The following is a 15,102-nucleotide window of genomic DNA, read 5'->3' as shown; positions in this document are numbered from 1 at the left end:
ACCACTCCCGGCCTGCACCGTGGCTTGTACCGTCGGTCCGGTGAGAGAGTCCGCGGAGTTCACCGACAGCACTGGCACAACGCTTCCCGTGTACCGGTGGGCACCCGAGAGCGATCCTCGCGCGGTCGTGATGATCGTCCACGGCATGGGCGAGCACGTGCTGCGCTACGACCACGTCGCCGCGGCACTCACCGCCGCGGGCGTCGCCGTCTACGGATACGACCAACGCGGCCACGGTGCGGGGATCGGTGACGGCGTTCCCGGTGAGATCGGGAGCACCGGATGGTCGGCTCTCGTCGACGACATCGCCGAGGTGGCCCGCTGGATCCGACAGCGCGAACCCGGGCTTCCCATCGGCGTGTTCGCGCACAGCATGGGGTCGTTCGCGACCCAGCAGGTGCTGCCGGCGCACAGCGACGCGTTCGACGCCGTCGCACTGTCGGGCACCGCGGCGATCGACATCCTCGAACCGGCACTCGACCTCGACGCACCACTGGACCTCGCCGTCTTCAACGCGCCGTTCGAACCGCGGACCGGATTCGAGTGGCTCAGCCGTGACGAGGCCGCGGTCGACGCGTATGTCGCAGATCCGTTGTGCGGCTTCGGACTCGACGGTGATGCGAGCCGCGCCATGTTCGTCGGGGCACGTCCGCTGGCCGACCCCGCGGTGCTCGCGCGGATTCGGTCGGATCTGCCGTTGTACATCGCGGTCGGCGATCAGGACCCGGTGAACGGCAGTCTGGCGTTGTTCACGCCGTTGGTCGATCGGTTGCGCGACGCGGGCGTGGCGGACGTGACCACCCACGTGTACCCCGGTGCCCGACACGAGATCGTGAACGAGACCAACCGGGCCGAGGTCATCGGCGATCTCGTCGAGTGGCTGCGCGACAAGCTGATCGGGTCGCCGGAGGTCTCCACCGACTAATCGGACAATGGCGTCGTGAGCCGCACTCGGCTCCTATGCTGAGGCGATGGACACCATCAACGGCATCCCGGCGCACCCGCTGTTCGTGCATCTCACCGTGGTCGCGATCCCGCTGGCGGCGGTCCTCGGCATCCTCGCGGTGGTGTGGCCGGCGGCTCGCCGCAAGATCGGCATCATCGCGCCGATCGCCGGGCTCGTCGCGGTGATCATGACCCCGCTCACGACCAGCGCCGGTGAGTCACTGGAGAAGAAGGTCGGCCCGAACCAGTACCTCGCCGATCACACCGAACTCGGCGACAAGATGATCATCGTCGTCGCACCGCTGTTCGTGTTCATCGTCGTCTTTTGGGCGCTGAACAACGACTGGATCATGGGCAAGGTCGCCTCGAAGGTGTCGATACCCTCTCGCACGGTGACGATCTCGTCGGTGGCCGCCGCCGTGATCGTCGTCGGCTTCGCCATCGCGGCGATTGTCATGGTGTACCTCGTGGGCGAGAGTGGCGCGCGCTCGGTCTGGTTGGGATAGCGGCACGACCCACCCACTGGTCAGAACCCGCGCGACTCCCTGCGACGACGTTCTATCTCGGCGACCCGGCGCTGGTGCTCGGCCCGCTCGCGGCACTGCTGCAGGAACGCCGCGTCGGCCTCGGGATCGGACGGCACGAAGCGGCCCTTGCGGTCGTACTCCGGGAAGGCACTCGCCACTGGGTCGGTCCGCGCGCGACGCGGACGGCGCCTACGGCGCCGCCCGATGAGGAGCCAGGCGAGCAGCCCGACGACGGGGAACGCCACCACGATCAGCAGCCACGCCCATTGCGGGAGCCCGCGGATGTAGACGGTGTCGCGGCCGAGCACGTCGATCGCCCCGACCACTGCCAGCACGATCAGCAGGCCCGTCAGCAGGGCGGAGTACGGCAGGGCCGAGGTCCCGATCATCTCGAAATAGGGCATCACACCTCCGCGAACCGGTCACCGACGACGACCACTATCGCACGGTTGAACGGCGGGGAGGAACGGTCAGCGCCGACCCATGTGCCGGAGTACGTCCGGGGTGAGGGAGCTGACGTCGGCGTGCCCCGACAGTCCCAGCGTGAGGTCGAGCTCGGCGATGATGTTCGCGACGGCGTCGCGGGCGCCCTCGCGACCGTTGATCGCGAGGCCGTACATGTGGGGGCGACCGATGCAGACGGCGTCGGCCCCGAGCGCGAGCGCCTTGAACGCGTCGGCTCCGGTGTAGACACCGGAATCGATGAGCACCTTCGCCCGCCCGTCCACGGCCGCCACCACGTCGGGCAGCGCGTGCAGTGAACTGATGGAGCCGTCGACCTGTCGCCCACCGTGATTGGAGACGATGATGCCGTCGATGCCCATCTCCACCGCGGTGCGCGCGTCGTCGGGGTGCAGGATGCCCTTCAACACGACCGGCAGTGACGTCCGTTTCTGCAGCCCCGCTATGTCGTCCCAGGTGAGCGACGGCCGCGAGTAGATGTCGAGGAACGTCTGCACCGACTGCTTGGGGACCGGCGACGCCAGGTTCTTGAGAAGCGATCCCGGCAGGTGGCGCGCCATCGAGAACAGGGTGGACACGGCGGCGCGGGTGAGCTCGACCTTCGGTCCCGCTGCGCCCGAGGGGTTCGCGATCCGCTCGGCGACGATGTCGCGGAACCGCGGGTCCGAGGTGTACTGCGCGATGCCCTCGGCGCGCGCGAACGGCAACGATCCGAGGTTCAGATCCTGCGGACGCCACCCCAGCATGGTGGTGTCGAGGGTGACGACGATCGCCTCGGCGCCCATGGTCTCCGCGCGTCGCACGAGGGACTCGACGAGGGCGTCGTCGGTCGACCAGTACAGCTGGAACCAGCGCGGCGCCCCCGGCGTCACCGCCTCCATAGCGGCCGCGGTGTCCTCCATCGGCGAGCAACCCTGGTTGGAGAAGATGTAGGGGACACCGAGCTCTGCTGCGGCGGAACCGATGTGAATGTCGGAGTCGGGGTGGGCGAGCTCCCCGGCACCCACCGGCGAGAACAGCACGGGCGCGGGCAGGGTGGTACCGAAGAGGTCGACCGACAGGTCGCGTCGGGAGACGTCGCGCAGCACGCGGGGCACGATCGCCCAGTCGTCGAACGCGGCACGATTCGCGCGCATCGTCGCACCCTCGCCGGCACCGCCACCGATGTACGCCCACGCCCGCGGACCCATCGCCCGCTTCGCGCGACGCTCAAGCTCGGCGAAATCAGCAGGCACCGAGGGGATGTGGCCGAACACACCGGCCGAGTAGATGGCGTTCTGGCGGGCACGTCCCGGCGACGGCGGTGTCGCGGTGGGGCGTTCGATCTGATCGGTCATGATCTCCCTTTCACGGCGTCGGCCACACTCTGTAGCCGTGCCACGTACTGGTCGCGGGCGCGCTGATCGGCATGGGACAGGTTGTCGTTCGTCTCGTACATGCCTGCGGCGCCGTCGATCCCCTCGCGGAGGATGTCCATCTGCCCGACGTGTCGGGCCGTCTCGGTGATCATGTGCACCAGCACGAGACCGAGTGTGACGTCGCGCTTCTCGGGCGGCCACCACGGCACGGTGCCAGTGGTGGTGAGCGTCGACGCGTCGAAGGTCTCCTGCGCGTGCGCCCAGGATTGCCGGTACAGCGCGACGATGTCATCGACGGATTCGTCGGCGGCGGCCCACAGGTCGGCGTCGTCGTCGCTGCCCCGCCACGGTGTGGCGATGTCGGTGGGGCGGCCGAAGGTGTCGCCGAAATAGTCCAACTCGACCCCGGCCAGATGTTTGACCAGTCCCAGCAGATTCGTGCCCGTGGGCGTCAGCGGGCGACGGAGGTCGTAGGAGTCGAGGCCCTCGAGCTTCCACAGGGCCGCGTCGCGGAGGAGTTGCAGGCGGGCCTGCAGCTGATGCTGGAGCACGGTCAGGGCGTCGGCGCTCATGCGTGCGAGCCTAATCCCGCGCCCCGGTCGGCGGGCTGCCTAGGGTTGCGGGGGTGAACACGGTTTCGCGGCCGCCGGCGACGCTGATCGGGTGCCTGCTGAGCGCGGCGTCCGGGGCGGTCGACGTCGTCGTGTTCACCGGCCTCGGCCACGTGTTCGCCAGTGTGATCACCGGGAACGTGGTCGTGATCGGTGTCGGCATCGGTTCGGGCGACGCCACGGCGATGTCGCACGCGGCGGTCGCCGTGCTCGCCTACGCCGTCGGGGTGGCATTGGCCGCGGGGTTCACCCGGTCGAGTCGCTCCGCCGCTCGGCGCCTCGGGTGGCTCCACCTGGTCGAACTCGTTGCGCTGGTGTGTGTGGCCGCTCTGTGGATCGCGGCGGATTCCCACCCCGCGGGCGCGACCGCGTACGCGGCGTTGGTGCTCGCCGCCGGCGCGATGGGGGTGCAGACCCGGGCCTTCGCCCTCGTCGGTGTGCCGGGGCTGTCGAGCACCTATTTCACCGGCACGCTCACCGGACTGCTCACCGATCTCGTCGTCGACGGTCGGCTCAACCGGTCTGCCGCCCAGGGGTTGCTGTCGTTGCTGGCCGGGGCCTCTGCGTCGGGTGCGCTGGTGTCGCACGCCGCCGTCGCGGCACCCCTGCTCCCGCCGCTACTCGTCGCCGCGGTGCTGTTCCTCACCCTCCGCCGACCGGGCAGTTACGTGCGTCGATCGGGCAGGTAGGTGCGTCGATCGGGCAGGTAACGCCATCGATCGGGCATTTGCCCGCATCGACGGGGCAGATGGAGCCGTCGATCGGGCATTTACCCGCATCGACCTTGTTCGTGGGCTTCTGCACCGCGGGTTGTGCCCGATGGATGCGAACAGATGCCCGCTCGACGGAGGTAAGTGCACGATCGACGGAGGTATCTGCACGATCGATGCGGATAAGTGCACGGTCGGGGTGGGTCAGAGGAGGCCTCGTTCGTAGGCGACGCGGACCGCAGCGGCGCGGTCGCGGACCCCGAGCTTCGAGTAGATGTGGAGCAGATGGGTCTTGACGGTCGCCTCGCTGATCACCAGGCCCTGCGCGACCGTCCGATTCGTCCCTCCACCGGCGATGCGGGTGAGGACCTCGACCTCCCGGTCGGTGAGCTCCTCGTGGTGCCGCCGAGCCATCAGGCTCTGGGCGGCGCTGGGCGCCAACACACTTCGTCCGGCCGCGGCGTCGACGACGGCGGCGATCAGTTCGTCACGCCCGAGCGCCTTCAGGAGATATCCGTCCGCGCCGGCATCGATCGCGCCCGCGATGTCGCGGTCAGCATCGAAGGTGGTGAGCACCAGGATCCGCGGCCGGGCGCGGTCTCGGCGTCGCAGCGCCTCGATGGCGGGAACGCCGTCGCCGCCGGGCATCCGGAGGTCCATCAATACGACGTCGGGATCGAGCTCGGTGACCTGGGCGACGGCTTCGGGCCCCGACGACGCCGCACCGACGACCTCGATCCGCTCGTCGCCGGCGAGCATGCCGGTCACGCCGTCGCGGACGATCGGGTGGTCGTCGGCGATCACCAGTCGGATGGTCATGCCGGCACCACCGCGCTCACCAGGCATCCTCCGCCGATCTCGGTGGCGATGTCGACCGTGCCACCCGACGACGACACCCGCTCACGCATCCCCCGCAACCCGTTGCCCTCGCGGATCCGCTGCGGGTCGAAGCCGTCGCCGTCGTCCTTGATGTCGAGCAGCACACCCTCCTCGACATAGGACAGGCAGACGTCGACCGCGCGGGCATGTGCGTGCCGCGACACGTTCGACAACGCCTCCTGACAGATCCGCAAGAGGTCCTGATCGGCGTCGGTGGGGACGGGGTCGCCGGCGATCTCGACGTGCGCGGCCAGCCGGTGGACGGTCGCCCAGGCGTTCACCAGTTCGGTGACCGCGACCGGCAGGGGCTGCGCGTCGAGCATCGGCGACCGCAGCGCGTACACGGCGCGTCGGGCCTCGCCGAGACCGGAGCGGGCCAGATCTTTCGCGGTGTCGACCCGGCCGCGCCAGTCGGTGCCGTCGATGGCCTCGAGCTGACTGACGATGGCGACGAGGTCCTGGGCGACGGTGTCGTGGATCTCCCGTGACAGCCGTGCACGCTCCTCGAGCACACCCTGTTCCCGCGCCCGCAGCAGGAGTTGTTCCTGCAGTTCGACATTGCGCTGTTGCACCTGCTCGAGCTCGTGCACCGCGGCCTCGCGCCGGGCGACCTCCTCGTCGCGGCGCGCGCCCACCCAGCTGAACAAGACGACCAACCCGGTGTTGATCAGCACCAGGACGCAGAACGCGGGCCACGACCGCCCGAGTTGGTCGAACCCGCCGATCTGCGACACCGCCGCCAGCACGGCGTTGGCGGTCATCGCGATCCAGAGACCGCCACCGGTGAACATCATCAACGCGGTCAGGTACCCCATGAACGCGTAGATCCCGTAGAACGGGCTGAGCCAGATGAGCGACGCGGTGAACGCGAACTGCACGACCACGATCAGCACACGAGCCCGGCTCGACACCGTGCTGCGGCGCACCCACGTGCACTGCAGCGCGAAGGCCGCCGCCGACAGGACGATCAGGGCGATGAACGCATCGGTGTCGGCGGGCAGTCCCACGAGCGCGCTGATCATCAGCGACGCCAGGATGAGTCCACCGGGGATCACCGTCAGCCAGACCGGCGCGATGTCGAATCGCTGCCAGTTCAGCGGCTCCGGGGTGCGTTGCTGCCCACGCATGGGCTGATCCTGCCACGCCGGGCGCCGCGACATCGTCGAGCTCATTCCCATCGGAAGACCCGCACCGACACCGCCGCGAGGACGACGGTCCACGCCGCGAGGACCCCGAGGTGCAGGAGGCTCGGCCAACCACCGTCGATGGCGCTGGTCAGCGCACCGACCGCCGACCCGCTGGGTGTGCCGTCGGAGATGCCGCGCAGCCACCCCGGCATCGACGCCCGCGGGATCCACAGGCCGGCGAAGAACTGCAGGGCGAAGAACAGGACGGTGCCCACGGCGGCGGCGATCTTGTTGCTGCGGAACGCACTCGCGAGCACCATCCCGATCGACAGCATCGCCGCGACGGCGAACGCGAGTGCCAGCACGAACCCGATCCCGTTGCGCGGCAGCGGTGCACCGAACGCGGCGGGGACACCCACCATCGCCGCGACCACGACGACCTCGACCGCGAGGCACAGGATCACCTGCGCGGCCAGCAGCGCCGCCGGTGATGCCGGTGTGGTGCGCAGGCGTCGCAGGATCCCCATCTCCCGGTACCGCGTGAGCACGTCGGGGAGGATCTGGACGCTCAGGAGCACCGCGGAGAACATCACCAGGATGGGTTGGTAGGCGGTGAACCAACTCGAGCCGTCGAGGTCGGCGACCGATCGGGTCGTGGCGGGGATGACCCCCAGCACGATCGACGCGATGAGCGGCAGGGCGGCGACCCACACCACCAGGGCGGGGTTGCGGGCCATCAGACGCGCCTCGGAGGTGAGGATGCCGGGCAGTCCGTGCGGCAGTGTGAGGCCGGATGTGCGCGGCGACAGTGTGGTGGTCATGAGTGCAGGTCCTTTCCGTGGGTGACGAGCGAGACGAAAGCGTCATCGAGGGTGGGTTGTTCGACGCGGAGGTGTCCGGCGGAGACCCCCTGCGCGCGCAGGGCGGCGAGCACGTCGGCGACCATCTCGGCGTCACCGGTGACGTGAACGACCTCACCGCGTGTCTCGGTGTCGGACACCGCGGTCAGCGCACGGATGGTGCCTAGGTCGACCGGGGCGGACGGCACGAAGGTCATCACCTGGGCCCCGCCCACGCGATCGGCGAGTTCGGTCGGCGTCCCGAGGGCGACGACACGTCCCGAGTCGATGACGGCGACCCGGTCACACAGTCGCTGAGCCTCTTCCATGAAGTGCGACACCAGGAGCAGCGTGACGCCGGTCGTCCGCAGGTCCTCGAGCAGGCCCCACACCTCGCGGCGCGCCTGCGGGTCGAGACCGGTGGTGAGCTCATCGAGGATCGCCACTCGCGGACGGCCGACGAGGGCGAGGGCCACCGACAGTCGTTGCTTCTGCCCTCCGGAGAGCCGGGAGAAGGCGACGTCGCGCTGTGGGCCCAACCCGAGGCGCTCGGTGAGCTCGGCGATGTCGAAGGGGTTGCGGTAGAAGCTCGCGTACAGCGAGAGCGCCTCACCGACCCGAATCTTGTCCGGCAGCAACGACTCCTGCAGTTGGATCCCCAACACCTCACGGAGGTCAGGGGATTCGTCGGCCGGGTCGTGTCCGGCCACCTCCACGACACCGCCGTCACGGGTGCGTAGACCCCCGATGCACTCGACGGTCGTCGTCTTGCCCGCGCCGTTGGGGCCGAGGATCCCGAAGATCTCGCCCTCGGCGACCTCGAATCCGACGTCGACGACGCCACGGCCACCGGGGTAGCCCTTGCTCAGATGTTCCACTCGAATGATTGCCATGTCATCAGCGTCGTCGGGAAACGGGCTCGCGGCATCGACCGGTCGGTTACACCGGGATCAACCGATCGGTGGATCCACCGACGGGCCGCGCCGACCAGGATGGCGGATCAGCTCTTCACGGCACCACAGCGTGTTTGGGGTATGCGTTAAGCTTTTCGCACGACAGGCCTCGGGGGGGCGGTGCCGCGGTGGTGGGGGGAACTACCAGCGCGATCAGCACTTCTCATGCGATGCGGGAATCCGATTCGACATGTCCACGGTCGATTCGCAGAAGTGGACGAGGTGTTCGTTGGCGCCGATCAGACGCGGGATCACACACATACTGGACCACCCTTCGCGGGTGGCGCCGGTCTTCCAGCCCATCGTCCGGCTCGACAGCCGTGACGTCATCGGGTTCGAGGCGCTGGCCCGGTGGCCCGAGTCACCCGGGGTCAACCCGGTCGAGGCGTTCGACGTCGCCCGCGCTCTCGGCGAGGTGGCCCGACTGGACTGGTGGTGTCGACGACGCGCGTTCGAGACGGCGGTGGTCGACGAGATGGATCGCAGCCAATACCTGTTCATGAACGTCGAACCGGACACCCTGGCCTCACCGCCACCGTGGCACGACGACCGGTTGCTGGCCGACGTCGAGGAGTCGGGTATCCAGATCGTGCTCGAACTGACCGAGCGCACCCTGCTCAGCGATCCGTCGAGCGTGCTCCGCACGGTGGAGCAGTCACGGAGATCCGGGTACGGCATCGCGCTCGACGACATCGGTGCGCAGGTCGACGGCCTCGCGCTTCTCGATGTCATCGCTCCCGACGTGGTGAAGCTCGACCGTGGGCTCACCCATATGGACGAGTCGACCATCGAGACCGCCCTCGCGATCACCATCGCCGGCGAGTACGCCCGCCGTCACGATGTGGCGATCATCGCCGAAGGGGTCGAGACCTCCGCCCACGAGCGGTGCGCCGACCAACTGGGCGCGACCCTCGGTCAGGGATTCCGGTACGGCCGTCCGGGGCCGCTGTCGGATGTCGCGCCGCTGGTGGGACCGCGACCCCGCCTGGTCGACACGACACGCGGACGCGTCGATCCCCTACGTGCGATCTCTGATCGGGTGCCCACGGCGGTGGGCACGCTGGCCGACGTGTTGTCGATGTGCGACGCGGTCGAGAACGCCGCGCTGGAGGAGACCACGCCGGGGTGTGTGGTCGCGGCGCTGCAGGGTGCGCGTCACATCTCCGCGGAGATCGCGGCGCGCTACCGCGACCTGGCCCGACGGCAGCTCCTGGTCGGTCTCACCGGTCCGGGGCTCGGCCGTGCGCCGCAGCCGGGCGTCCTCGGACCGCTCACCCCGGACACCGCGCCCGACGACACCTTCGCGGTGGCGGTGATCGCCGCAGGTCATGCGGTCGCGGTCATCGCCACGGCCATCGACGGACCGGGCTCGGACGACTATCGGTGGTGCATCACGACCGATCGCACCGTGGTCGCCGAGATCGCACGGTCGATCATCGTGGGTCTCGCGCCGCGCTGAGGCGTCACAGCGACGCGAGCAGCATCGCGCCGACGGCCAGCATCACGACGGCGACGAACGCGTCGAGGATCTGCCAGGCGCGAGGCCGGGTGAACAGCGGCGCCAGCTTGCCCGCGGCGAATCCCAGGGCGCAGAACCACAGGATGCTGGCCGCGCCGGCGCCGATCGCGAACGCCCACTTCCCCTCGGGGCCGTGGCTGTTGGCGATCGCCCCGAGGGTCAGCACGGTGTCGAGGTAGACGTGCGGGTTGAGCCACGTGAGAGCGAGTGCGGCACCGACGGCGGCCCATCGTGACCGGCTGCCCGAACGGGAGGTGACCTCCCCGCTCGCGATGGCCGTCGGCGCCAGGCTGCGACGAGCGGCCATGAGCCCCAACACGATCACGTAGCCGGCGCCGAGCACCGTCGCCACGGTCACGATGCCCGGGTGCCCGGAGACGACGGCGCCGAGGCCGACCACACCCGCGAGGATCAGGACCAGATCGGAGACCGCGCACACCGCGACGATGGGGACGACGTGGGTCCGTGCGACACCGTTGCGCAGCACCATGACGTTCTGCGGACCGATCGCGATGATCAGGCCGGCACCGGTGGCGAGTCCGGTCAGTGCAATGGGCAGTGGGTTCATGCCGACGACGCTAATGACGGATCCACCATCAATCCAGCGAATGATTTTCACGAATCATTAGAATCACTTCATGATCACGAGTGACGGCCTCGCGACCCTGGCCGCGGTGGTGCGCGAGGGCACCTTCGATGCCGCCGCTCGCGCCCTGCACGTGACGCCGTCGGCAATCAGTCAGCGGATCAAGGCACTCGAGTCCGACGTCGGACGGGTCGTGGTGCGGCGCAGCAAACCGTGCGTCGCGACCACCGACGGCGAGGTGCTGCTCCGCCTCGCCAAGCAGTGGGATCTGTTGACCTCCAGCGCCTTCGCTGAACTGACCGGCGCCGCCGAGCACGAACCGGACGATCCGCGCGACCGTCCACGGGTGCACCTGCCCATCGCGAGCAACGCCGACTCGCTCGCCATCTGGTTGCTGCCGGTGATCGTGGACATGCAGAACCGGTTCGACGTCGCCATCGAGGTGATGCGCGACGACGAGAGCCACAACACCGAGTACCTGCGGTCGGGGCAGGTGCTGGGCGCCCTCACCTCCGATCCCACCCCGATCCGGGGGTGCACCGAACGACGTCTCGGCGCGACGCGCTACCTCCCGGTGGCGAGTGCCGACTTCGCGCGTACGTGGTTCCCGGACGGGCTGAACGCACGCGACCTCGCGCGAGCGCCGATGGTGGCCTTCGACCGCAAGGACACGATCATGGCCGCCCTCATCCGACGCCACACCCGCACACCGCTGTCGCCGCCGACCACGTACATCCCTGCGTCGACCGAGTACCACCGCGCCGTCGAACTCGGCGCCGGGTGGGGCACGGTGCCGCAGGCGCAGATCGCCGACGCCCTCGCCGCCGGCACCGTCGTGGTGCTCTCCGACGACCATGTCGACATCGAGTTGTACTGGCAGTACTGGACGGTCAACTCACCGCTGATCGCGGAGCTGACCGACCTCATCGTCGCTGCCGGTCGCGACTTCCTCGTGTGACGTCGCCCCCGTGTCGCGCAACGGATGCGCGATCTCGTCGTGAGCGAGTCGTGCTGCGGCGTAGGCGATCACGGCGACCGGGACGGGGATGACCGCGGCCAGGAGGAACGTCGTGGTGAGACCGACGGCGCCCGCGACCGGTGCGGCCACCGCCATCGACACGGGCATGAAGGCGACCGAGACGAAGAAGTCGAGGCTCGAGACACGACCCAGCATCGCCGGCGGCACGCGCCGTTGCAGGAGCGTCCCCCACAGCACCATCGGCGCGTCGAAGGTGATGCCCATGACGAAGGCGGCCACCACGAACATGGCGACGTGGTCGGCGAACGCGAAGGCGATCAACGGGAGTCCGCTGAGACCCCACACGACGAACATGATCGTCAGGTAGCGACGCGGCATGGGTCGCGACGCCATGTACAGCGACCCCAGCGCGCCTCCGACACCGAAGGCCGCCAGCACCATGGCGTGCGAGCCGGCGTCACCACCGGCGCGGTCCTTGATCGCGAACGGGACCAACACCTCCAGCGGGCCGGCGGTCATCATCACCAGGATCAGCGCGAACAACAACGTGGCCAGCAGCCACGGTGTGCGCCACATGTAGCCGAAGCCCTCGGCGATCTCGGCGACCGTGCGACGCACCGGATGTCGATCGTCGGTCACACGCTCGACGACCACCGGTCGCATCCGCATGTAGAAGACCGCCGAGAGTGCGCTCGCCACGGCCGACCCGAGGATCGCCACGGGAGGTGCGGACATCGCGATCAGTCCGCCGGCGAGTGCCGGACCCGCGGCCTGGAAGATGACCGGACGCAGGGTGCCCTCGAACCCGTTGACCGCGAGCAGTTCCGCCGGCGGCACCACGCGCGGCACCAACGCCGAGTACGCCGGGTAGTAGATGCCGGTGGTGATGCCACCGATCAACCCGACGACGGCGAGTGCACCGACACCGAGATTTCCGGTGACACCCAGCAGTCCGACACCGCCGATGGCGACCAGCTTCACGACCTCGAGCGCGATGAGGATGGTGCGCTGTGACATCCGGTCGGCGAGCACGCCGCCGAACAGCGTGGACACGACCATCCCGATCGCGGCGAGCGTGGTGATCGCCGACAGCGCACCGGGTCCGCCACCGAGGGCGATGACCTGCCAGACGACGCCGACGGTCCAGATGCCGTCGGCGAACGTCGCCAGCACGAGACCCATCGCGAGCAAGCGGTATTGGGTACGGGCCAACGGCGCCAGGGCACGCGGCAACCGCGATCGCTCGGCGCCGGTCGACGTCTCGGCCACGCTCACACCGTCCAGGATGCCCGTTTCGGCGGCGCAGACGCCACCGAGTTTCGCCCCGGGTGTAACAGGACGACCCTGCCCCTCGATAGTTCGGATGCATAACGAAATGACCGAATACACCGAAGGAGCACCACGTGACGTCCATCTCGAAGTCTCGCACCGCCGCGACCGCAGTCGCGCTCACCACGGTGGCCGCCGCCGGCGTCGGCCTCTCGGCGCTGGGGGCAGGGGTCGCTGCGGCAGCGCCTGCCCCGGCGACCTCCACCATCTACACCCTTGCCACCAGCGGATTCTGCGCCGGGTCGATCACCGCCGGTGTCGGGAACTACCCAGGCCAGGCCGATATCGGGTTCTCGGGCAACTTGATCGGCGTCGGACCATGTTCGATCACCGTCGACTTCGTCTTCCGTGGTCGCGCCGACGGACACGTCTCCACCTTCACGCGCACCTCGCGCGGTCCCGGCTTCGTCGGCAACCCCGGCCGCGACATCGTCAGCCCGGGCAAGGAGGGCGTCTACGACGTCACCATCACCCCGCGGGGGCAGCACGTCGGCAGCCAGAAGGCGGTCATCGACACCACCTACCGGCCGTGACCGTGATGGGCGTCGCCGGTGCCTGAGTCGACCAGGCGGCCGAGTTGCCGAGATCGTCCCCCTCAGAGCCCGCCGGGGGCAGATCGCCGTCGGCGCCCCGCCAGGGGGACGATCTCAGCAGCGGTCAGCTGTGGACGGCGTCGCGCTGCGGGACGGACTTCGGCGCGCGTCCGAAGGTCATCGACTCGGTGATCTTGTCGCGCTTGGCGTCGATCGCGTCGAGCACCACGTTCGCGCGGACCGTCCACGGCTTGTCGGCGCTGGCCTTGGGCAGGGCACCCGCCGACCGTGCGACGTAGCCGCTCGACAGGTCCACCATCGGGACGTCGGGGAGCTCCTTGCCGCCCCGGTCGGGGTAGGCGTGGGTGTAGCCGTGGGAGTCCATGTAGTGCAGCAGATCTGCGACGGCCTTGGACGTGAGGTCGGCGCGCAGCGTCCACGACGCGTTGGTGTAGCCGAACGTCCACGCGAAGTTCGGGACGCCCTCGAGCATGCGGCCGCGGTAGAGGAAACGCTCACCGGGCGTGACCTTCTCGCCGTCGACGGCCAGGCTGATCCCGCCGAACACCTGCAACTGCAGACCGGTCGCGGTGACGACGACGTCGGCGTCGAGGTGGTCGCCCGACGAGAGGCGGATACCGGTCTCGTCGAAGCTGTCGATGGTGTCGGTGACGATGCCGGCCTTGCCGGATTTGATGGCGCGGAACAGGTCTGCGTCGGGGACTACGCACAGGCGCTGATCCCACGGGTTGTAGGTCGGGTTGAAGTGCGTGTCGACGTCGAAGTCGTCGGGAAGGATGCGCTTGGCCAACCCGCGCAGCCGTGCGCGCGCCGAGTCGGGGAAGCGACGGCAGTAGAGGTAGAACGCCAGCGAGATCCCCGCGTTCTTGCCGCGGATGATCTTGCTCGCCAGCGGGGCGGGCAATCGCTTCTGCAGCGTGTGCGCGACTTTGTCGACCGAGGGCAGCACCGTGATGTAGGTGGGTGAGCGCTGCAGCATCGTCACGTGCTCGGCGTCGCGGGACATGCTGGGGATCAACGTGATCGCTGTGGCGCCGCTGCCGATCACGACCACCTTCTTACCGGCGTAGTCGAGATCCTCGGGCCACTTCTGCGGGTGCACGACCTGCCCGCCGAAGCGGTCGATGCCCGCGAAATCGGGGGTGTATCCGCCGTCGTAGTCGTAGTAGCCGGTGCACAGGTGGAAGAAGCGTGCCTGGTAGGTGACGGGCTTGCCGTCGATCTCGGTCTCCACCGTCCAGCGGTCGACCGTGGTGTCGAAGTCCGCCGAGAGCACGTGGACGCCGTAGCGGATCTTCTCGTCGATGCCGTACTCCGCGGCGGCGTCGACGAGGTACTGCCGGATGTCGTCGCCGTCGGCGATGGACTTCTCCCCGTCCCACGGACGGAACGGGTAGCTCAGCGTGTAGATGTCGCTGTCGGAGCGGACGCCGGGATACCGGAAGAGGTCCCAGGTGCCGCCGATCGCCTGGCGGCGCTCGAGGATCGCGTAGCTCAGGCCGGGGTTGCGTTCCTGCAGCCGGTACGCGGCGTCGATGCCCGATAGTCCCGCACCGACGATCAGCACGTCACGGAACTCGACTGCTGATTCCGACCTGGTCTCGGACGTGCCTGCCTGGGTCATGATGATCCTCTCCGCATCGGAGCCGATCCGGCTGACGAGCCCACCGGACGCTTATTGACTGATCGACAATAACGCTCTTATTGACGAAGCGTCAATAGCG

Annotated in this window: 16 protein-coding genes; 6 read left to right on the top strand and 10 right to left on the bottom strand. The window is 68.9% G+C overall.

Annotation, left to right across the window (positions count from 1 at the left end; all coding sequences use genetic code 11):
- The first annotated feature begins 40 nt into the window (after nucleotides 1-40).
- Together ASG12_RS02725 and ASG12_RS02720 are read left to right on the top strand one after the other, a co-directional pair.
- On the top strand, nucleotides 41-925 hold the full coding sequence (locus ASG12_RS02725; protein WP_055784889.1) for an alpha/beta fold hydrolase: 885 nt from the start codon (nucleotides 41-43) through the stop codon (nucleotides 923-925).
- Between the two features lie 46 nt (nucleotides 926-971).
- On the top strand, nucleotides 972-1,451 hold the full coding sequence (locus ASG12_RS02720; protein ID WP_055784886.1) for a DUF2231 domain-containing protein: 480 nt from the start codon (nucleotides 972-974) through the stop codon (nucleotides 1,449-1,451).
- Between the two features lie 20 nt (nucleotides 1,452-1,471).
- On the opposite strand, the gene ASG12_RS02715 is transcribed toward ASG12_RS02720, so the two are convergent.
- From ASG12_RS02715 to ASG12_RS02705, 3 genes are all read right to left on the bottom strand, one after another.
- Nucleotides 1,472-1,876, bottom strand: coding sequence for a PLD nuclease N-terminal domain-containing protein (locus ASG12_RS02715; RefSeq protein ID WP_055784883.1), 405 nt, complete (start codon nucleotides 1,874-1,876; stop codon nucleotides 1,472-1,474).
- A gap of 66 nt (nucleotides 1,877-1,942) precedes the next feature.
- Nucleotides 1,943-3,271, bottom strand: coding sequence for an alpha-hydroxy-acid oxidizing protein (locus ASG12_RS02710; protein ID WP_055784880.1), 1,329 nt, complete (start codon nucleotides 3,269-3,271; stop codon nucleotides 1,943-1,945).
- Entirely contained in the window at nucleotides 3,268-3,864 is a 597-nt protein-coding gene (locus tag ASG12_RS02705) for a DinB family protein (protein WP_055784875.1), read from the bottom strand. The genes ASG12_RS02710 and ASG12_RS02705 overlap by 4 nt, the downstream gene beginning before the upstream one ends.
- 53 nt (nucleotides 3,865-3,917) lie before the next feature.
- Here ASG12_RS02705 and ASG12_RS02700 point away from each other — a divergent pair, with 53 nt between their 5' ends.
- Complete coding sequence (locus tag ASG12_RS02700) at nucleotides 3,918-4,592, top strand: YoaK family protein (RefSeq protein WP_055784872.1); 675 nt, start codon at nucleotides 3,918-3,920, stop codon at nucleotides 4,590-4,592.
- 225 nt (nucleotides 4,593-4,817) lie between these two features.
- On the opposite strand, the gene ASG12_RS02695 is transcribed toward ASG12_RS02700, so the two are convergent.
- From ASG12_RS02695 to ASG12_RS02680, 4 genes are read right to left on the bottom strand one after another with little or no spacing between them, the layout of a single operon-like run.
- On the bottom strand, nucleotides 4,818-5,432 hold the full coding sequence (locus ASG12_RS02695; protein WP_055784868.1) for a response regulator: 615 nt from the start codon (nucleotides 5,430-5,432) through the stop codon (nucleotides 4,818-4,820).
- Nucleotides 5,429-6,652, bottom strand: a complete 1,224-nt coding sequence (locus ASG12_RS02690) for a sensor histidine kinase (RefSeq protein WP_235455902.1) — start codon at nucleotides 6,650-6,652, stop codon at nucleotides 5,429-5,431. Before ASG12_RS02690 ends, ASG12_RS02695 begins: the two co-directional genes overlap by 4 nt.
- Nucleotides 6,653-6,660: 8 nt before the next feature.
- Nucleotides 6,661-7,440 (bottom strand): ABC transporter permease, encoded by a 780-nt coding sequence (locus tag ASG12_RS02685; protein WP_055784862.1) that lies wholly within the window; start codon nucleotides 7,438-7,440, stop codon nucleotides 6,661-6,663.
- Complete coding sequence (locus tag ASG12_RS02680; protein WP_055784860.1) at nucleotides 7,437-8,351, bottom strand: ABC transporter ATP-binding protein; 915 nt, start codon at nucleotides 8,349-8,351, stop codon at nucleotides 7,437-7,439. Before ASG12_RS02680 ends, ASG12_RS02685 begins: the two co-directional genes overlap by 4 nt.
- Before the next feature lie 340 nt (nucleotides 8,352-8,691).
- Between ASG12_RS02680 and ASG12_RS02675 the strand changes: the two genes are divergently transcribed.
- Nucleotides 8,692-9,870, top strand: a complete 1,179-nt coding sequence (locus ASG12_RS02675) for a sensor domain-containing phosphodiesterase (protein WP_055784858.1) — start codon at nucleotides 8,692-8,694, stop codon at nucleotides 9,868-9,870.
- 4 nt (nucleotides 9,871-9,874) lie between these two features.
- Here ASG12_RS02675 and ASG12_RS02670 read toward each other — a convergent pair whose 3' ends face one another.
- A complete protein-coding gene (locus ASG12_RS02670; RefSeq protein ID WP_055784856.1) occupies nucleotides 9,875-10,498 on the bottom strand; it encodes a LysE/ArgO family amino acid transporter in 624 nt (207 codons plus the stop codon).
- A 70-nt stretch (nucleotides 10,499-10,568) separates the two neighbouring features.
- Between ASG12_RS02670 and ASG12_RS02665 the strand changes: the two genes are divergently transcribed.
- On the top strand, nucleotides 10,569-11,474 hold the full coding sequence (locus ASG12_RS02665) for a LysR family transcriptional regulator ArgP (protein ID WP_055784853.1): 906 nt from the start codon (nucleotides 10,569-10,571) through the stop codon (nucleotides 11,472-11,474).
- Here the strand turns inward: ASG12_RS02665 and ASG12_RS02660 are convergent.
- The gene (locus tag ASG12_RS02660; protein WP_443089078.1) at nucleotides 11,412-12,779 is read right to left on the bottom strand and encodes an MFS transporter; all 1,368 of its coding nucleotides are present in this window, start codon (nucleotides 12,777-12,779) and stop codon (nucleotides 11,412-11,414) included. The genes ASG12_RS02665 and ASG12_RS02660 overlap by 63 nt on opposite strands.
- Before the next feature lie 119 nt (nucleotides 12,780-12,898).
- Between ASG12_RS02660 and ASG12_RS02655 the strand changes: the two genes are divergently transcribed.
- Nucleotides 12,899-13,357, top strand: a complete 459-nt coding sequence (locus ASG12_RS02655) for a hypothetical protein (RefSeq protein ID WP_055784850.1) — start codon at nucleotides 12,899-12,901, stop codon at nucleotides 13,355-13,357.
- A gap of 124 nt (nucleotides 13,358-13,481) precedes the next feature.
- On the opposite strand, the gene ASG12_RS02650 is transcribed toward ASG12_RS02655, so the two are convergent.
- Complete coding sequence (locus ASG12_RS02650; RefSeq protein ID WP_055784845.1) at nucleotides 13,482-15,002, bottom strand: flavin-containing monooxygenase; 1,521 nt, start codon at nucleotides 15,000-15,002, stop codon at nucleotides 13,482-13,484.
- Nucleotides 15,003-15,102: the final 100 nt, after the last annotated feature.

It is taken from the genome of Williamsia sp. Leaf354, from assembly GCF_001424365.1.
Classification (GTDB): Bacteria; Actinomycetota; Actinomycetes; order Mycobacteriales; family Mycobacteriaceae; genus Williamsia_A.
The sequence above is the reverse complement of the archived record's forward strand: the minus strand, read 5'-3'. Positions and strand labels throughout refer to the sequence as shown.